16 protein-coding genes are annotated in these 17,923 nt (G+C 71.6%); 14 read left to right on the forward strand and 2 right to left on the reverse strand.

The features are described 5' to 3' along the window. Positions 1-4 precede the first annotated feature (4 nt). Entirely contained in the window at positions 5-1,120 is a 1,116-nt protein-coding gene (locus tag KHP12_RS30270; RefSeq protein WP_210609688.1) for an acyl-CoA dehydrogenase family protein, read from the forward strand. A gap of 471 nt (positions 1,121-1,591) precedes the next feature. Further along, positions 1,592-2,149: an ATP-binding protein gene (locus KHP12_RS30275; RefSeq protein WP_086884828.1), complete on the forward strand. Its 558-nt coding sequence runs from the start codon at positions 1,592-1,594 to the stop codon at positions 2,147-2,149. A gap of 272 nt (positions 2,150-2,421) precedes the next feature. Here KHP12_RS30275 and KHP12_RS30280 read toward each other — a convergent pair whose 3' ends face one another. Then, positions 2,422-3,348 (reverse strand): cyclase family protein, encoded by a 927-nt coding sequence (locus tag KHP12_RS30280; RefSeq protein ID WP_086884829.1) that lies wholly within the window; start codon positions 3,346-3,348, stop codon positions 2,422-2,424. Between the two features lie 110 nt (positions 3,349-3,458). Between KHP12_RS30280 and KHP12_RS30285 the strand changes: the two genes are divergently transcribed. The 11 genes from KHP12_RS30285 (at position 3,459) to KHP12_RS30335 (ending at position 15,028) form a co-directional block, all read left to right on the forward strand. Further along, positions 3,459-4,370, forward strand: a complete 912-nt coding sequence (locus KHP12_RS30285) for an SDR family NAD(P)-dependent oxidoreductase (protein ID WP_086884830.1) — start codon at positions 3,459-3,461, stop codon at positions 4,368-4,370. A gap of 56 nt (positions 4,371-4,426) precedes the next feature. Beyond that, positions 4,427-5,806 carry an acyl-CoA dehydrogenase family protein gene (locus tag KHP12_RS30290; protein ID WP_210609689.1) on the forward strand — a complete coding sequence of 460 codons (1,380 nt, stop codon included), beginning with the start codon at positions 4,427-4,429 and terminating at the stop codon, positions 5,804-5,806. After that, positions 5,803-7,269, forward strand: a complete 1,467-nt coding sequence (locus KHP12_RS30295; RefSeq protein ID WP_037953016.1) for an aldehyde dehydrogenase family protein — start codon at positions 5,803-5,805, stop codon at positions 7,267-7,269. The genes KHP12_RS30290 and KHP12_RS30295 overlap by 4 nt, the downstream gene beginning before the upstream one ends. Positions 7,270-7,290: 21 nt before the next feature. Further along, positions 7,291-8,340: a Zn-dependent alcohol dehydrogenase gene (locus KHP12_RS30300; protein ID WP_086885543.1), complete on the forward strand. Its 1,050-nt coding sequence runs from the start codon at positions 7,291-7,293 to the stop codon at positions 8,338-8,340. A 220-nt stretch (positions 8,341-8,560) separates the two neighbouring features. Continuing rightward, the gene (locus tag KHP12_RS30305; protein WP_208653239.1) at positions 8,561-9,247 is read left to right on the forward strand and encodes an HAD family hydrolase; all 687 of its coding nucleotides are present in this window, start codon (positions 8,561-8,563) and stop codon (positions 9,245-9,247) included. Then, a complete protein-coding gene (locus tag KHP12_RS30310; RefSeq protein ID WP_210609691.1) occupies positions 9,244-10,287 on the forward strand; it encodes a LacI family DNA-binding transcriptional regulator in 1,044 nt (347 codons plus the stop codon). The genes KHP12_RS30305 and KHP12_RS30310 overlap by 4 nt, the downstream gene beginning before the upstream one ends. A 57-nt stretch (positions 10,288-10,344) precedes the next feature. After that, on the forward strand, positions 10,345-11,004 hold the full coding sequence (locus KHP12_RS30315; protein ID WP_210609693.1) for a 2'-5' RNA ligase family protein: 660 nt from the start codon (positions 10,345-10,347) through the stop codon (positions 11,002-11,004). A 150-nt stretch (positions 11,005-11,154) separates the two neighbouring features. After that, positions 11,155-12,063 carry a carbohydrate ABC transporter permease gene (locus KHP12_RS30320; protein ID WP_086884793.1) on the forward strand — a complete coding sequence of 303 codons (909 nt, stop codon included), beginning with the start codon at positions 11,155-11,157 and terminating at the stop codon, positions 12,061-12,063. Beyond that, positions 12,060-12,950 (forward strand): carbohydrate ABC transporter permease, encoded by an 891-nt coding sequence (locus KHP12_RS30325; protein ID WP_086884794.1) that lies wholly within the window; start codon positions 12,060-12,062, stop codon positions 12,948-12,950. The genes KHP12_RS30320 and KHP12_RS30325 overlap by 4 nt, the downstream gene beginning before the upstream one ends. A 60-nt stretch (positions 12,951-13,010) precedes the next feature. Next, a complete protein-coding gene (locus KHP12_RS30330) occupies positions 13,011-14,393 on the forward strand; it encodes an ABC transporter substrate-binding protein (RefSeq protein WP_086884795.1) in 1,383 nt (460 codons plus the stop codon). Continuing rightward, positions 14,393-15,028 carry a 2'-5' RNA ligase family protein gene (locus tag KHP12_RS30335; RefSeq protein ID WP_211833932.1) on the forward strand — a complete coding sequence of 212 codons (636 nt, stop codon included), beginning with the start codon at positions 14,393-14,395 and terminating at the stop codon, positions 15,026-15,028. Before KHP12_RS30330 ends, KHP12_RS30335 begins: the two co-directional genes overlap by 1 nt. A gap of 81 nt (positions 15,029-15,109) precedes the next feature. Here the strand turns inward: KHP12_RS30335 and KHP12_RS30340 are convergent, their stop codons facing one another. After that, complete coding sequence (locus KHP12_RS30340; protein ID WP_210610458.1) at positions 15,110-16,141, reverse strand: GlxA family transcriptional regulator; 1,032 nt, start codon at positions 16,139-16,141, stop codon at positions 15,110-15,112. A 170-nt stretch (positions 16,142-16,311) separates the two neighbouring features. Here KHP12_RS30340 and KHP12_RS30345 point away from each other — a divergent pair, with 170 nt between their 5' ends. Further along, the gene (locus KHP12_RS30345; RefSeq protein ID WP_211833933.1) at positions 16,312-17,655 is read left to right on the forward strand and encodes an MFS transporter; all 1,344 of its coding nucleotides are present in this window, start codon (positions 16,312-16,314) and stop codon (positions 17,653-17,655) included. The last annotated feature ends 268 nt before the right edge of the window (positions 17,656-17,923 follow it).

Genomic DNA, 17,923 nt, shown 5'->3' on the forward strand with positions numbered 1-17,923 from the left:
GGGCGTGGACTTCCAGCTCACGGACGACCAGCGGGCGCTGCGGACGGGGATGCGCGAACTGCTGGAGCGGCGCTTTCCGCGCACCCGGCTGCGGGCGGTGGTGGACGGGGACGCGGAGCGGGGCGACGGCGGCGCGGAGCGGGGTGACGGCGGCGCGGAGCGGGGTGACGGCGGCGCGGCGCGGGGCGGGGAGCTGGACCGGGCGCTGTGGCGGGAGCTGGGTGCGGCGGGGCTGTTCGCGCTGCGGGTACCGGAGTCGGCGGGCGGGGTGGGGCTGGGACTGCCGGAGGTGGTGCTGGCCTTCGAGGAGGCGGGCCGTGCGCTGCTGCCGGGGCCGCTGGTCGCGACGGAGCTGGCGGCGGGGCTTTCGGGGTCCTTGGCGGCGGGCGCGGCCCGGGGCGAGACGGTGGTGACGGCGCTGGACGAGGGCGGTGCGCCGGTCGAGCATCTGGCCTCCGCCGATGTGGTGCTGGCGCTGGGGCCGACGGCGGTGGAGGTGATTCCGGCGGAGGAGGCGGCGCGTTCGGCGGCACCGATGAGCTCCGTCGACCCGGCGACCCCACTGCACCGGACGCCCCGGAGCCGAACCCGGCTGGACCAGGCGGGCCGGAGCGACCGGACGGGCCAGCCTGGCCAGGCGGACCGGACGGACCAGGCGGGGCCGGGCCGTCCGGGGCTCGCCGCCCGGCTGCGCCGCGAGGCGGCGCTGCTGACCGCGGCCCAACAGCTGGGCAGCGCCTCCCGTACGGTCGAACTCGCGGTGGACCATGCCAAGCACCGCACCCAGTTCGGCCGACCGATCGGAGCCTTCCAGGCCGTACAGCATCTGTGCGCCCAGATGCTGGTTCGTGCCGAATCAGCCAGAAGTGTGGTGTATGCCGCGGCGGTCACAGAAGACCCGGGTGACATCGCGGCGGCCAAGTTGCTCGCCGATGAGGCCGCTGTCCACAATGCCCGCGATTGTCTGCAAGTTCATGGCGGGATGGGCTTCACCTGGGAGGCGGATGTCCACCTCCATCTCAAGCGGGCCTGGGTGCGGGCAGGTCAGTGGCAGTCCGCTGCCGAGGGGGAGGAGGAACTGGCGGCCGGGCTCGTGTCGACCGTTGAAACATGTTTGTAGCCGGGCTCGATGGATACGCCTGAATTGTTGGGATGTCGCATTCTCTGGGGAGATCCCCAGAGCTTCTGAGGTGACCGAGCGTTGATACCAGGTTGTTTCCTAGGCGTGACTCGTCACAGGCTGGAGTCGGGCCCGGGCTCGGGTACTCTCCGTGGGGTGCGAGCGCTTATGGGGTGCGAGAAGCCCGGCGTTGCCCATGGGGCGATTCCGGGCATGACGACGTGCCCCGCTCTCCCGGGGTATGCGACGCCCCATCCTCGATGTTCGAGTCCTCGGGACGCGTGTCGCACAGTATGCCCCACGCATACTCCTTGGCGCTGGAATATGACCGAAGCGCTTGTTGGGGTGACTGTACGTCAACCATGCTGTCCCGCACGGGGGTACCTCCCAGCGGTGGCTGGGGGAGTGTCACGGTCCGTGACCTCTTGGAGGTACAAGGCGATGTGTCTGCCGGTTCGGATGGTGTGAGCGGTGCAGGTGCTTCAGGCGCAGATGGAAGTCAGGCCCGACCCGGCGGAGGTGAGCCGTGCCCGTCGATGGGCCCGTTCGCGGCTTGTCGGATCCGGGATCGGAGCCGATGAGCCACTCGCCGAGACGTTGATTCTGCTCATTTCCGAACTCGTCACCAACGCCGTGGTGCACACCGGCTGTCCGGCCGTGCTGCGGATGCTCTTCCCCGCCCAGTCGATGGGCGGCGGGAGCGGTGGCGGTGCCGGGGGCGGGGCGCCGGGGTCGTTCCCGAACCGGGGTGCCGGTGTGGGAACGGTCCGGGTCGAGGTCGCCGATGCCAGTGACCGCGCTCCGCGCCAGCGCTGCGCCGATGAGGGGGACACTCATGGGCGCGGGCTGGAGCTGGTCGACGGTCTCGCCGACCGCTGGGGCTGGCAGCCGGAGGGCTCCGGGAAGCGGATCTGGTGTGAAATCGACCGCGCGAAGGGCGAGGAGCCGCTCTCCAAGAAGCGAGCGGCCTCCCATGCGCCGTCACACATGGGGCGAATCAGACAAAGTCCAGACCAGGTGTTGACGTGACGTGTTCGGTTGATCACTCTAGGATCAGCGATTCGTCGCGAGGGGACGCCGAGGGCTGTGGTGTCTCTGTGGTCGGTGTGTTCACAGGGACGTTCCTTGGCGAGTGCGGGTCGCGCCCCCGCTGCTGAAACAGGGCTCAGCGTCGGGAGCCGGGTGGCGGTGCGCGGTGCCGTGCTCGGGGCGCGCATGAGCGCACCGCCACCCGAAAGAGACCGGCCCGCCGTCCCCTCCATGGGCATCGGAGACATCAGGGCATGGGCGGCGGTAAGCCGTCAGAGGATCGCGACGGGTGCGACGGGCGCGCCTGTGCCGCCGACGAACGGCTCCGGCGGGGCCGACAGCAGAAAGACGTAGCGCCGCTCTTCGGCGCAGGCTTCGGAGAGTTCCTCCAGATTCCAGTTCTGGCCCTGGAGCATGCCCATCTCGACCAGGTCGAGGGCGTGGACCGGCATCCAGAGGTCCTCGATTTCCGGTGGGAAGGCCTCGAAGGTCAGGGTGTCATTGGCGACCGCCGCCACATCGCGGGCGTGGAACCACTCGGGCGTGCGCAGGGACAGCCCCGGCGAGGGGAACGCGTACGCCTCCTTCTCGCCCGCCAGGTACCGCTGGATCTGCCCGGTGCGGACGAGCGCGATATCGCCGGAACGCACCCTTGCCCCGGCCAGCTCCTCGGCGGCGTCGAGGTCTTCGGGGGTGACCACATGCCCCTCGGGCAGCCGCTCGGCGCCCCGGGCCCGGGCCACATCGAGCAGCACCCCGCGCGAGACGAGGGGTCCCGCCCTGTCGATACCGCTGAAGGCGGCGCGGTCATGGGGGGTGATGGAGTCTGCGGGGCGGCCGTTGTAGATCTTGCCGGAGTGCGAGACATGAGTCAGCCCGTCCCAGTGGGTACCGGCCTGGAGCCCCATCGTCACGGCGTCGTCGCTGGTCGCCACCGTGCCCGGGCCGAACATCTCGAAGTTGACCGCGATCATCGTATGCAGCGGGTTGACCCGCCCGGGGATCATTCCGGTCTGGATGCCGTCCTGCCGGAGCGGTACCGCGAGCGGCACGCGACGGCCGGTCCGTATCGTCGCGGCGGCCTCCCGGACCACGGCGTCGGTGATCAGGTTGAGCGTGCCGATCTCGTCCGCCGTCCCCCAGCGGCCCCAGTTGTTGACGCGCTTGGCGATCTCGCGGAACTCGGCTGGCAGCGTCATGGCGTCTCCTTCGGCGTTCCCGGTCGACGTTTGTGTGCGGGGGCTTGTACTCGGGCCGCGTCTGCTCAAAAATCTAACGGACCGTCAGAAACTCCGGGAGGGGATGCGACGTGGGCAACTTCTTGGACGGCAAGGTGGTCGCCGTCACCGGGGCCGGACGCGGTATCGGACGAGCGGTGGCCCTCGCCTGCGCGGCCGAGGGGGCCCAGGTCGTCGTCAACGACTACGGGGTCTCGATCGAGGGCGGCGAACCGAGCAGTGAGGTCGCCGAGGCCGTGGTCAAGGAGATCGCGGCAGCGGGCGGCGAGGCGGTCGCGGTCGCCGACGACATCTCGACCATGGCCGGTGGCCAGCGGATCGTGGACACCGCGCTGGAGCGGTACGGACGGCTGGACGGCGTCGTCTGCGTCGCCGGGATTCTGCGCGAGCGGATGCTGTTCAACATGTCCGAGGAGGAGTGGGACCCGGTCGTCGCCACCCATCTCAAGGGCACCTTCACGGTCTTCCGGGCGGCGTCGGCGGTGATGCGCCGCCAGCGCTCCGGCACCCTGATCGGCTTCACCAGCGGCAACCACCAGGGCAGCGTCGCCCAGGCCAACTACGCCTCCGCCAAGGGCGGGATCATCTCCCTGATGCGCAGCGCCGCGCTGGGGCTCCACAAGTACGGCGTCACGGCGAACTGTGTCGCCCCGGTCGCCCGTACCCGGATGTCCGCCAACGTACCGATGGAGCTCAAGGAGATCGGCGAGCCGGAGGACGTGGCGGCCCTGGTCGTCTATCTGCTGAGCGAGCGCGCCCGCGCGGAGCGGATCACCGGGCAGGTCTATACGATCGCGGGCCCCAAGATCGCGGTCTGGGCCCAGCCCCGTGAAGTGCGCGCCGGATACGCCGAGGGCGGCTGGACCCCGGAGAAGATCGCCGACTTCCTCCCGGGCACGGTCGGCACCGACCCCATGCCGATGCTGGCCCAGCTGGAGGCCATGGCCCAGGCCGCCGCCGACGGCCAACGCCCCAACGCCTGACCCCGGCAGCGGCGGGCGTACGGAAACACCCACCAGGGCCGACGAGGGGAGAGGCTGTGGACTTCGCTTTCGGGCCGGAGGACGAGCGGTTCCGCGCCGAGGCGCGCGACTGGCTGGCCGAGCACTTCACCGGACCGTTCGCCGCCCTCAAGCAGCAGACCGGCGGCCACCCCGGCGAGGCGCACGGCGACATGGCCGTACGCCGCGCCTGGGAGCGAGAGCTCGGCACGGGCGGCTGGATCGGCCTGGGCTGGGACCGTACGGACGGGGCGTACGGCAACCGCGCCGCGACGCTGACCCAACAGGTCGTCTGGGCCGAGGAGTACGCCCGCGCCGGGGCGCCCGGCCGGCTGGGCCATATCGGCGAGAACCTCCTCGGGCCCACTCTGCTCGCCCATGGCGACTCCGCCCAGCGCACCCGCTTCCTGCCGCCCATCGCCCGTGGCGAGGAGGTGTGGTGCCAGGGCTACAGCGAACCCGACGCCGGTTCGGACCTCGCCGGGCTGCGGACCCGCGCCGTCCGCGACCCGGGCGAGGGCACCTATCGCATCACCGGGCAGAAGATCTGGACCTCCCTCGCCCATGAGGCCGACTGGTGCTTTGTGCTGGCGCGCACCGAGGAGGGCTCACAGCGCCATCATGGACTCTCCTTTCTGCTGGTGCCGATGGACCAGCCGGGACGGATCGAGGTGCGGCCGATCCGGCAGCTGACCGGGACCGCGGAGTTCAACGAGGTGTTCTTCGACGGGGCCGTGGCCCGCGCCGAACACCTCGTCGGCGGCGCGGGCCACGGCTGGCGCGTGGCCATGAGCCTGCTGGCGGTGGAGCGCGGGGTCTCCACCCTGGTCCAGCAGATCGGCTTCGCCCGGGAGCTGAGCCGGGTGGTGCGGCTGGCGCTGGAGACCGGCGCCGCGGAGGAGCCCGTCCTGCGTGACCGGCTCATACGGCAGTGGGCCGAGCTCAAGGCCATGCGCTGGAACGCCCTGCGCACCCTGGGCAGCGCACAGCGCCCCGGCCCGAACTCCGCCCCGCCGGCCGGGGACCCCGCCCCGCGGAAGGCCGCCCCCCATGACCTCCCCCCGAGGAGCGCGGACCCCCAGGCCACCGGCTCACCCGATCCCGGCTCACCCGATCCCGGCCCGCGGCACTCCGGCCCCCAGTACTCCGGACCGCAGGACCCCGGCGCGCCCAGCGTCGCCAAGCTGCTGTGGGGCGGCTGGCATCAGCGGCTCGGCGAGCTGGCCGTGCAGGTGAGAGGCGCCGCGGCCGCACTCGGCCCGGCGCGCTGGACCGCCGGCCGGCCGTACGAACTCGACGCCTTCCAGCGTCTCTTCCTCTTCTCCCGCGCCGACACCATCTACGGCGGCTCCGACGAGATCCAGCGCACCATCATCGCCGAGCGCGTACTTCACCTCCCCAAGGAATCACGCCGATGACGAAGACCTACGCGCACTGGATCGACGGCTCGTGGCGGGCTCCCGGGAACGGGCACTACCCCGTCATCAACCCCGCCACCGAGGAAACCGTCGGCCATGCCCCCGAGGCCGACCCGGCCGATGTGGACGCCGCGGTCCGAGCCGCCCGGGCCGCGTACGACGGATGGTCGCGCACCGCCCCAAAGGAGCGCGCCGCCGTACTCGACCGGGCCGCCGATCTGCTCGCCGAGCACGCCCCGGACCTGGTGCCCCTCGTCCAGGCGGAGACCGGGGCGACGCTGCGCGTCACCTCGTCCCTCCAGGTGCCCCCGGCGATCGACCGCTTCCGCCGCTATGCGCGCGGCGCCCTCGAACCGGACACCGTGCCGCTGGCCCCGCTGCCCCTGGCCGCCACCCCGCTGGCGCCCGGCGGGCTGATCGGAGCGGCAGCGGTCCGCCGTCCCCTGGGTGTCGTCTGCTGCATCACCTCCTACAACTTCCCTCTCACGAATCTCGCGGGCAAGGTGGCCCCGGCCCTGGCCATGGGCAATACGGTCGTGGCCAAACCCGCGCCGCAAGATCCGCTGTGCTGTCTCGAACTCGGCCCGCTGCTGAAGGAGGCCGGGCTCCCGGACGGTGCCTTCAATGTCGTCACCGGCTCGCGCGCGGCCGCCGGCGAGGCGCTGGTCGCGCACCCCGGTGTCGACATGGTCAGCTTCACCGGATCCACCGCCGTGGGGAAGAAGATCGCCGAATCCGCGGGGCGGTCGATGAAGCGCACCCTGATGGAACTCGGGGGCAAGGGCGCGGCCATCGTCCTGGGGGACGCCGACGAGCGAGTGATCGCGTCGGCGGTCGGGGCGGTCGGTTCGACCTTCTCCTTTCACAGCGGGCAGATCTGCACGGCGCCGACCCGTGTGCTCGTACATCGATCGCTGTACGAGAAGGTCATCGCCGCACTCACACACTACGCAGAGTCACTGAAGATCGGGGACCCTGTGGATAACTCCACGGTCGTCGGTCCGTTGATCTCCGCCGCGCAGCGCGATCGCGTCGAGGCGTATGTCTCCGGCGCCCGTGAGCAGGGCGCCCGGATCGTCGTGGGCGGCGAACGCCCCGCGCTCAAGCCCGGCTTCTACGTCGCCCCCACGCTGATCGCCGACGCCGACCCCGCGATGACCGTCGCGCGCGAGGAGTTGTTCGGCCCGGTCGTCGTGGCCCTGCCCTTCGACGACGAGGACGAGGCGGTGCGGATCGCCGACGCCACCCCCTACGGCCTCTACGACTACGTCTTCAGCGCCGACGCGGGCCGTGCCTGGGCCCTCGCCGCCCGCCTGCGCAGCGGAAACGTCGGCATCAACACCGCCCAGCGCCACCCCGAGACACCGTTCGGCGGCTTCAAGGAAAGCGGAGTCGGCCGCGACGGCGGCTCGTTCGGGCTGCACGCGTACAGCGAACTCCAGTCGCTGGTCTGGGTCGCCTGAGGCACCGGAAGGGTGATGAGGATGAGAGGCGTCATCTTCGACGGCACCGCGCCGCGCGTGGTCGAGGACTTGGAGGTGCGCGGCCCCGGCCCCGGCGAGGTGCTGGTGCGCATCGCCGCCGCCGGGCTGTGCCACAGCGATCTGTCGGTCGTCGACGGCACGATCCCCTTCCCCCTCCCCGTGGTCCTCGGCCACGAGGGCGCGGGCGTGGTCGAGGAAGTCGGGCCGGGTGTCACCCATGTCGCAGCCGGCGACCATGTGGCCCTCTCCACCCTCGCCAACTGCGGGACCTGCGCCGACTGTGCCCGGGGCCGCCCCACCATGTGCCGTGCGGCGATCGGCCGTCCGACCCGGCCGTTCCGCCGCGGCGACGAGCGGCTGTACAACTTCGCCTCGAACTCCGCCTTCGCCGAGCGCACCCTCGTCACCGCCGTCCAGGCGGTGCCGATCCCCGAGGACATCCCGCTCGTCCCCGCCGCCCTCATCGGCTGTGCCGTCCTCACCGGCGTCGGCGCCGTGCTCAACCGCGCCAAGGTGGACCGCGGTGAGTCGGTCGTCGTCATCGGCAGCGGCGGCATCGGGCTCAATGTGCTGCAAGGGGCCCGGATCGCCGGGGCGTCGCCCATCGTCGCCGTGGACTCCAACCCCGCAAAGGAGCCGATGGCCCGGCGGTTCGGCGCGACCCACTTCGTCCCCTCCGCCGACGCCGTACGGGAGATCCTGCCGACCGGCGCGGACCACGCCTTCGAATGCGTCGGCTCCACCGGGCTCATCCGCCAGGCCGTCGATCTGCTCGACCGGCACGGCCAGGCGGTGCTGCTCGGGGTGCCGCCCGCCGACGCCGAGGCGGCCTTCCGCGTCTCCTCCATGTATCTGGACAAGTCCATCCTGGGCTGCCGCTACGGCTCCTCACGGCCGCAGGCCGACATCGCGCTGTACGCCGACCTCTACCGGCAGGGGCGGCTGCTGCTGGACGAACTCGTGAGCCGGACCTACCCCTTGGAGGACTTCGCCAAGGCCGCCGACGACGCCCACCACGGCCGGGTGGCGCGTGCCGTGCTCACCTTCTGAACGGGCGGCGTCCGGTTCTGAACGGGTAGCGTCCGATCCTGAACGGGTAGCGTCCGGTGCGTCTGACGACGAGGGCTGTTCACCCGGCCTTCCCGTCGCCGTTGCCCAGCTTGTGGGCTCCGCCGGTTACGTTGCTCTGGTGGAACGTTCCCGCCTGGATGGCGCAGCCGGTAAGGCAGCCGAGACGGCAGTCGATGTGACAGCCGAGACGGCAGTTGACGTGACAGCCGAGACGGCAGCCGAGATGGACACCCCTCTCACCGTGGTCTTCGACCTCGGCGAGGTGCTGACACGGCCGCGCGGGCTGTCCGGTCTGGAGGAACGGCTGGCCGGGCTGCTCGGCGTCGAGGAAGCGGCGTTCGCCGAGGCGTACTGGGCACATCGCGACGCCTACGACCTCGGCAGCTCCGACATCGCCTACTGGTCGGCCGTGGCCGGCGCGCTCGGCGCCCCGCTGCGCCCCGGCACGGTCGACGCGCTGGTGAGCGCCGAAGTCGACATCTGGACACGGCTCGACGGGCCCTCCCACGCCCTGGTGGAGGATCTGCGGCGGCATGGCGCCCGGCTCGCGCTGCTGTCGAACGCCCCCCATGTGCTGGCCAGGACCGCCGAACGCAGCGACTGGTCCGCGCACTTCGACCGGCTGATGTTCTCGGCGGACCACGGCATCGCCAAGCCCGATCCCGCCGTCTACCGGCGGATGACCGAGCTCCTCGGCACATCTCCGGAGCGCGTCCTCTTCTTCGATGACCGCCGTAAGAACATCGACGCGGCCAGGGAGCACGGCTGGGACGCCCAGCTGTGGACCGGGGCCGCGGCCGCCCGCGCCGTCCTCGCCGACCGCGGCCTGCTGCCCCACGGGCCGACCCGGGACGGCTCCATGAGCTGTGGTACTGGTAGCCGGTGACGGAGGACAAGGCCAATAAGGCGCCCACGATCATCGACATCGCGCGGGAAGCGGGGGTTTCGAAGTCCGCGGTCTCCCGGGCCCTGCTGGGGCAGGGACGCATCAGCGAGGAGGCCCGCTCGCGCATCCTCGACGTCGCTCAGCGGCTCGGCTATGTCAAGAACGCCATGGCGCAGGGGCTGGTCGCCCAGCGGACGCACACCCTGGGGGTGCTCGTCCGTGACGCCGTCCGCCCCTTCTACGGGCATCTCCACGCGGCGCTCCAGGGGCGCGCCATCGAAGGCGGCTACCGGGTCGTCACCGCGACCGGTGTACGGGACTTCGCCCTCGCCGAGGAGCGCCGTGCCCTCCAGACGCTCCTCTCCCTCAGGGTCGAGGGGCTGGTGGTGTGCAGCGGTCTGCTTCCGGCCCGGGATATCGCCCCCTTCGTCGAACGGGTGCCGACGGTCGTCGCCGGACGGCCGGAGCCGCATCCGGCGATCAACAGCGTCTACTGCGACGAGGAGGACGGCGCGCAGCAGCTCGTGGACCACCTGGTGTCCCTCGGGCACCGCCGGGTGGCCGTGCTGCTGGTGCCGGAGGCGCTGTCGATCACGCAGTACGCCCGTACCGCCGCGATGGTGAGCGGCCTGCGGGAACGCGGCGTGGATACCGTCGTCACCGAACTGACCGACGGCCCGGAAGCCCCCGTCGAGGCGGTGCCCGCACTGCTCGAGGACCGCGAGATCACAGCGATCATGTGCCCCCAGGACGACGTCATGGTCAGTGTCCTGGAACGACTCCGTCGAGCCGGAGTACGGGTGCCCGACGACATGTCGGTCACCGGCTTTGACGGCATCGGGCCGCTCACCACCCCGCTCCTCGGACTGACCACGCTGCGCCAGCCGTTGGACGAGGTCGGCCGACGCGCCATCGACCTGCTGCTGGAGCTCCGTGAGGACCGCTCCATGCCCACCCGCCACATCGCCCTGCGCGGGGCGCTGGTGGCCGGGACCACCACCGCCCCACCCCCACCCCCGCCCCACCCCGCGCGGCGCTGAATCCGGGGGTCCGCCCGCCGGAGCCCGGAGTCGCGCCGCTGACGTACCGGAGAAACCATGTCCGCGCCCTCGGCCGCCTCGTCCTTCCGCTACGGCGTCTTCCTCCGCCCCGACCCCGGCACCTGTGCCCTGCTGACCGATCTCCATCTGCTGCTCAGGCAGCAGTACGGGCTGGTCTCCTGCGCCGCCTACCCGCCCCATGCCACCCTCGCGGGCAATGTGCCCACCGACGCGCCCGAGGACGAGCTGACCGGCCGGATCGGTACGGCACTGGCGGGAACCGCCGCCTTCACCGCGTACAACTTGGGCATCGAGAAGGGCGGAGGGGGCATCGGGTTCAATCTCCACGACCTGCCCGATGGCTCCCCGAACCCCGGGATCACCAACCTGCTCGACACGGTGCGCCGGGCGATGGCGCCCGTGGCCGAGCCAATGGACCACTACCGCGCCAACCCGCTGGACCCCGGCCGCTTCCGCGCGCATCTGTCGATCGCCTCCCATGAGCTGCTGCTGCGCCCCGAACTCCGGCCGGAAATCGCCGATTTCGTCGAGGGCCTGGGATGGGAGCCGCCGCGGAGCTTCACGGCCGACACGGTCTCGCTGTACCGCTTCCGGAGCCCGGACTGGCATGCGCAGTGGTGGCGGAGTATGACCTGGGACCACGTCCGCAGCTGGCGCCTGGAGCCGGCCGTGGCGGCGGCCCTCGATGCCGCGTGACGTCCCCACGCCGGGGGTGTTGTGTCCCTGAGGAGTCGCTCCGGAGGCGGCAGGACCGCGCCCGAGGGCGCTGGTCGTCGCTGAGGACGTTCGTCGGGCCGTAACCTTTCGGCCGCCCCCAAGACGTTGGTGCCGCATAGCTTTTCAGCCATGTGCGGGAACGTTCCACCACTGAAGCGCGCGGGCCCTCGGCGCCCCCGGCTCGGCCCCTGGCTGACCGTGCCGACCCTGCTGTTGATCGCTGTCTTCCTCTACTGGCCCCTGGGGCGCGGCATTTGGCTGAGCACCCGGGGGACGGATCTGCTCGGTAATCCGACCCGTTCGGTCGGGTTCGACAACTACACCCAGCTGCTGACCGATCCGTCGAGCCGCCGCGTGCTGCTCACGACGCTCATCCTTACGGTCGCCAGCGTGGCCATGGCCACGGCGGGGGCGCTGGCGGCAGTGCTGCCGTTGCGCCGCCGCCTCGTCGGACGCCGCCTCTTCCAGCTCGTCTTCTCCCTCCCCTTCGCCTACTCCGCCGCCTCGGCCTCGGCCTGCTTCGCCGGGTTGTTCGCCCCGTCGGTCGGCACGCTCAACCACGTGCTGGCGAAGCTGGGGTACGAGGGTCCGCCGTGGTTGCAGTCCCCGGGGTGGGCGATGCTGTGCGTGGCCCTGGCGACCGCCTGGTACGAGTTCGGGTTCGCCGTCCTCGTACTGACCGCCGCTGTCCGGAATCTGCCCTCGGAGGTGCTGGAGGCCGCGGAACTGGACGGGGCGAGCGGTCTGCGTCTGGTGCGCGGCGTGATCGTGCCGTTGATCTCGCCCAGTCTGTTCTTCCTCGCCGTCACCCAGACGATCAGCGGACTCCAGATCTTCACGCAGGTCCAGGTGCTCACCCGGGGCGGCCCCTCCGACGCGACGACCACCCTGGTGGTGGAGTTGTATCAGCGAGCCTTCGGTGGCGGGGTGCCCGACTACGGCCGGGCCTCGGCCATCGCGGTCGTACTGCTGGCGCTCGTCCTGCTCGTCACCGCCGTGCAGTTCCTCGTCCTCAACCGCCGGGTGACCACCTCATGACCGTCACCACGACGCCCACGCGCCCCACAGTCACTGAGGCCACCGCGGCGGCGCGGAGGCCGCGCAGGTCACGACCTCCGCTGCGCGCACGCGACACGGTGCGCTGGCTGTGGCTCGTCGCCCTTACGGTCGTCATCGGCTTCCCGGTCTACGTCACGCTGCTGACCGGGCTGCTGCCGCCACAGGACGTGGCGCACGGAACGCTGCTGCCCACTCGGCTGACCCTGGACAACTTCCGTGAGGCGCTGCGCAATGTGCCCTTCGGGCAGCAGTACGTCGTCAGCGTGCTCGTCACCGCCCTGCAGACGGGCGGCCAGCTGCTGACGTCCTCACTGGCCGCGTACGCCCTGGTGTTCCCGCGCTGGAGGGGGCGCGCGGTGGCGTTCGCCGTGATCGTCGCCACCCTGGCGATCCCCGGTGAAAGCCTGGTCATCCCGAACTACGAGCTCGTCACCGGCCTCGGGCTGCGCGACTCCCTCCTCGGGATCACCTTGCCGTTCCTCGCCGCCGGCTACCCGGTCTTCCTGCTGCGGCAGGCGTTCCTCACCCTCCCCCGGGAGGTGTGGGAGGCGGCGCGGCTGGACGGCTGCGGCGATCTGCGCTGCCTCTTCCTCGTCGTGCTCCCGATGGCCAGGCCGCAGGTGACCGCGGCCACCCTGTGGAGCGCGCTGGCCGCCTGGAACGGCTACTTCTGGCCGCTGCTCATCACCGACTCCCCGGACCGGCGCACCGTCCAGGTGGGCATCTCCCAGCTGGTCAACGCCGAGTCGACCAGCCCCGGCGTGATCTACGCCGGTACCACCCTCGTCCTGCTTCCCACCCTCCTGCTCGTCATCGTGGGCCAGCGCTTTCTGCTCCGCGGCCTCGCCCGCACCTCCCCGCGCTGACACCGCTCTCCCCGCCTTCCCGCACCCCTTCCCAAGCTCCCGTCCCGGAGGAACATCACCATGCGCAGAAGCGCGTCCGCCCTCGCCGCCCTCGTGGCGCTGGCCGCCCTCAGCGGCTGCGGCGGCAACGGTAAGAACGACACCGGCGATTCCGGCCAGGCCCCCGGCCCCGAAGCCCTCAAAGCCGCCAAGGGGCCCGTCACCGTCACCCTGTGGCACGGCCTCGGCGACACCAACGCCGTGGCGCTCCAGAAGCTCGTCGGCCGGTTCAACGCCCAGCACCGCGGCAAGATCGAGGTCAAGGCCGTCTACCAGGGCCAGTACCCCGACGTGCTCGCCAAGTACACCGCCGCCATCCGCGACAAGAGCACCCCGAGCCTGCTGCTCTCCTACGACATCAGTACCGGCTTCCTGCACGACGCGGGCCAGACCGTGCCCGCCCAGGACCTGGCCGAGGCCAACCCCGGCACGCTGTCCCTGGACGACATCCGGCCCGCCGCGCGCAACTACTACAGCGCCCAGGGCAAGCTGATGGCCGTCCCCTTCAACACGTCGATGCCGATGCTCTACGTCAACGACGACCTGCTGAAGAAGGCCGGGCTGCCCGCGAACACGCCCCTGAACACCCTGGACCAGGTGGTCGCCGCCGCGAAGACCGTCCACCGTAAGGTGCCGAAGGCCGGGGGCCTGGTCCAGCCCTTCGACACCTGGTGGATCGAGCAGCTGACCGCCGCCGCCGGAGTGCCCTACTGCGCTCCCGACAACGGCCGTAAGGGCGGCGCCGCGTCCAGCGTGAAGCTCACCAGCCCGCAGCAGCGCAAGGCCATCGGCGCCGTGAGCGATCTCTACACCAGCGGCGCGGGACTGGACACGGGCGAGGACGGCTCCAACGCCGTGACCGCCTTTCAGCAGGGCAAGGTCGCGATGATGTTCAACAGCAGCGGAGCCGCCGGGAAGGTCAAGGAGGGCGCCGACTTCCCCTACCGGGCCCTGCCCTATCCGCTGTCCGGTCCGGCCGCGACCTCCGGGCCCGTCGTCGGCGGCGCGGCCCTGTGGGTCAACGGCCCCGGCCACAGCGCCGCCGAGCAGGCCGCCTCCTGGCAGGTGGCCGCCTTCCTGGCCTCGCCCGCGTCCCAGGAGGAGTTCAGCCGCGCGACCGGCTACGCGCCCATCAACAAGAAGGTGGACGCGCTGCCCGGGCAGCGGAAGACCCTCGCCGCCCGGCCCGATCTCAAGGCCGTGATCGACCAGTTCAACAAGACGCCTGCCACCACGGCCGCGGCGGGATGCCTCACCGGCGCGATGCCCGCCGTGCGCGCCGATGTGCTCGGTCCGATCCAGTCCGCCTTCGCGGGCAAGACGCCGCTGGACACCGCGCTGAGGAACGCCGAATCCGCCGCCAACCGCGACATCGATCGCTACCGGGAACAGGCAGGTCAGTGATGCGAGACAACCCCCATCGCTACGGAGTCTTCCTCCGCCCCGACCCGCACACCTGCGCGGTGCTCGCCCGGCTGCACCTGCTCATGAAGCAGCAGTACGGCCTGGTCTCGTGCGCGGCGTTCCCGCCCCACGCGACCCTCGCGGGCAATGTGCACGCCACGGTCGCCGAGGAGGAGCTGATCGCGGTGCTGGACCCGCTGCTCTCCGAGGCCACGTCGTTCACCACGTACAACTCCGGGATCGACCGGCACGGCAAGGGGTTCGCGTACAACGTGCACCATCTGCCGGACGGGACGCCCAACCCCGAGATGGTCGACCTGGCGGTCTCGGTGAACGCCGCGCTGGTGCCGGTGTCGTCCATCCAGCCGGACTTTCTCTTCAAACCCTTCGACCCGGCGGAATTCCGGGCGCATCTGTCCGTGGCCTCCCATGAGCTGACCCTGCGGCCCGACCTCTACGAGGAGATCGGGGAGTTCCTGGACACCCTGGCCGCCGACCCGCCCAAGCGGTTCACCGCCGAGACCATCTCGCTGTTCCGCTTCCACAGCGGCGACTGGAACGCGCGGTGGTGGCGGGACATGACCTGGGTGCACGTCCGCAGCTGGCGGCTCCAGGGCGCCGGGGCGACCGTGTGAGGGCCGCGGGAGCGGCCCGGTGATGGCGAGAGGCTGCCATGACGGGCTGAGCGGCCTTACGCGGCCATGACCCGCTGAGCCTTACGCGCGGGCGTCGGCGCCGGGAGCCGTACCGGCCTCGGCGCCCGCGCGGAAGGTGCGGCGGTAGGCGGTGGGGGAGACACCCACGGCCGTCTGAAAGTGCTGGCGCAGGGACGCGGGGGAGCCGAAACCGGCCTCGTGCGTCACCTGGTCCACCGACAGATCGGTGCCCTCCAGGAGGTGACGGGCCCGCTCCACCCGCTGCTGGGTCAGCCACTGGCCCGGGCTGACGCCGACCTCCTCGCGGAAGCGGCGGGTGAACGTCCGTACGCTCATCGACTCCTGGGCGGCCAGTTCCCGCAGCGAGATGGGCCGGTCCAGCCGGCCGAGCGCCCAGGCCCGGGCCGCCGTCGTGGTGGCCTGCTGGGGCTCGGGCAGCGGACGCGGGATGTACTGGGCCTGGCCGCCGTCGCGGTGGGGCGGCACCAGGCTGCGCCGGGCCACGTCGTTGGCCACGGCCGTGCCGTGATCACGCCGCACCAGATGGAGACACAGGTCGATCCCCGAGGCGACACCGGCCGAGGTGAGCACATCGCCGTCGTCCACGAACAGCACATTCGGATCGACCTTGACGGTCGGGAAGAGGCGCTGGAAGTGGTCGACGCTGGACCAATGGGTGGTGGCCGGGCGGCCGTCGAGAAGCCCGGCGGCAGCCAGCACGAACGAACCGGTGCAGATGGACACCCAGCGCACGCCCGGCCGGGCATGGGCCAGCGCGGTGCCGAGCGGCTCGGTCATCCGGCCCTCCTCGTGGACCGGGCCGAGTTCGTACGAGGCGGGCACCACGATGGTGTCGGCCCCGGCGAGGGCCTCCGGGCCGAGCTCCACGGCGATCGGGAAGTCGGCGTCCGTGGGCACCAGACCGGGCTCGGGTGTGCAGGTGACCACCTCGTACAGCCGCCGGCGGTCGGCGGAGCGGGCCTTGCCGAAGATCCGGTACGGAATGCCGAGTTCGAAGGGGATCACGCCAGGGAGGGCGAGGACGACGACACGATGGCGCGCGTCAGCGGCCTCGGGTGGGGAAGGGGGCAGGGGTTGGGGCTGGGGTGGGGACACTTCCGGCCTCCCGTCGTTCGGATACGGCCCCGAGGCGGATACGGCCCTGAGTCGGACACGGCCCCAAAAAGGGCGTGGCCCGATCCTAGCGAATGCTGTCCCTCGAGCCACTCGTCCGTACCGACCCGCTGCCCGATGCTGGTCCGGTGACGCAGACGACCGAGCTCTCCGAACCCCCCGAACAGGACGAACAGCCGGAACAGCCCGCCCGGCCCGCGCGGCGGGCCCTCCTACGCCTGCCGCACCGCGCCTGGACGGTCGCCGCCATCGCCTTTGTGACGATCATCGGCGCGGCCGGATTCGCCTCCCTGCCCGGTCTGCTCATCGATCCGCTCCATGAGGAGTTCGGCTGGTCGCGCGGCACGATCGGGTTCGCGGTCTCCGTCAACCTCGCCCTCTATGGGCTCACCGCGCCCTTCGCCGCCGCCCTGATGGACCGCTTCGGCATCCGTAAGGTCGTCGCGGCCGCGCTCGTCGTCATCGCGGCCGGTGGCGGCCTTACGGTCTTCATGAGCGAGCCCTGGCAGCTCATCCTGTGCTGGGGTGTGCTGGTCGGCCTCGGCAGCGGCTCCATGGCGCTGGCCTTCGCCGCGACCGTGACCAACCGGTGGTTCGTGGCCCGGCGCGGGCTGGTCACCGGCATCCTTACGGCGGGCGGGGCCTCCGGGCAGCTGATCTTTCTCCCGCTGCTCTCCTGGATCGTCGAATGGCACACATGGCGGCCCGCCGCGATCACCGTCTCGGTCGCCGCGCTGGCGATCGTCCCCCTCGTCTGGCTGCTGCTGCGCGACTACCCCTCGGACGTGGGCCTCGCCGCGTACGGCGCCGACGGGCCGCCCGCCCCGCGGCCCGCGCCCCGGCGCGGCGCGGCCCGGCGGGCCGTCAAGGCCCTCGCCTCGGCCTCGCGCACCGGCTCCTTCTGGCTGCTCGCGGGTGCCTTCGCGATCTGCGGCGCCTCCACGAACGGCCTCGTCAAGACCCACTTCGTGCCCGCCGCGCATGACCACGGCATGCCGGTGACGGCCGCCGCGAGCCTGCTCGCCGTCATCGGCGTCTTCGACATCGTGGGGACGGTGGCCTCCGGCTGGTTCACCGACCGCTTCGACGCGCGACGGCTGCTGGCCGTGTACTACGCGCTGCGCGGGCTCTCCCTGATGTTCCTGCCGATCCTGCTCGACGACGCGGTCCATCCGCCGATGCTCTTCTTCATCGTCTTCTACGGTCTCGACTGGGTTGCCACCGTGCCGCCGACGATGGCGCTGTGCCGGGAGCAGTACGGGGAGGACAGCGCGATCGTCTTCGGCTGGGTGCTCGCCTCCCACCAGGTGGGGGCCGGGGTCGTGGCCTTCGTGGGCGGCGCGGCGCGGGACGCCTTCGGCTCGTACGACCTGGTTTGGTACGGCGCGGGGGCGCTGTGCGCGATCGCCGCGCTGATGTCGCTGGTCATCCAGCGCGTGCCGGGCGCGAAGGCCGCGTCGGCGACGGTCTAGCGGGGGCGGCGGGGCGTGCCGCCTGCGGCGGGTTGTTCCCCTCCCCGGCCCTTCCCGAAACTGGGGCTCCGCCCCGGGCTCCGGGGGCCGAAGCCCTGCCACGCGGCGGAGCCGCATATTGGTGCTGCGGGGCGGGGCGGGGAAAGCATGATATGCGGCTCCGCCGCGTGGGCCGCCGGACGCTCCGTGAGATCGCGCGCGGTCGCGGAGAGTGGCCGTGAGGGCGTACGGATGCGGGCCGCGCGGGCATGCGGATGCGGGCCGCGAA

Origin of the sequence: Streptomyces asiaticus (assembly GCF_018138715.1) — a bacterium.
Taxonomy (GTDB): domain Bacteria; phylum Actinomycetota; class Actinomycetes; order Streptomycetales; family Streptomycetaceae; genus Streptomyces; species Streptomyces asiaticus.

Bases quoted from the DNA above. Each gene is read 5' to 3' on its own strand.
- KHP12_RS30330 (WP_086884795.1), top strand. From the start codon at position 13,011: ATGCGCAGAAGCGCGTCCGCCCTCGCCGCCCTCGTGGCGCTGGCCGCC.
- KHP12_RS30335 (WP_211833932.1), top strand. From the start codon at position 14,393: ATGCGAGACAACCCCCATCGCTACGGAGTCTTCCTCCGCCCCGACCCG.
- KHP12_RS30320 (WP_086884793.1), top strand. From the start codon at position 11,155: ATGTGCGGGAACGTTCCACCACTGAAGCGCGCGGGCCCTCGGCGCCCC.
- KHP12_RS30295 (WP_037953016.1), top strand. From the start codon at position 5,803: ATGACGAAGACCTACGCGCACTGGATCGACGGCTCGTGGCGGGCTCCC.
- KHP12_RS30280 (WP_086884829.1), bottom strand. From the start codon at position 3,348: ATGACGCTGCCAGCCGAGTTCCGCGAGATCGCCAAGCGCGTCAACAAC.
- KHP12_RS30300 (WP_086885543.1), top strand. From the start codon at position 7,291: ATGAGAGGCGTCATCTTCGACGGCACCGCGCCGCGCGTGGTCGAGGAC.
- KHP12_RS30325 (WP_086884794.1), top strand. From the start codon at position 12,060: ATGACCGTCACCACGACGCCCACGCGCCCCACAGTCACTGAGGCCACC.
- KHP12_RS30315 (WP_210609693.1), top strand. From the start codon at position 10,345: ATGTCCGCGCCCTCGGCCGCCTCGTCCTTCCGCTACGGCGTCTTCCTC.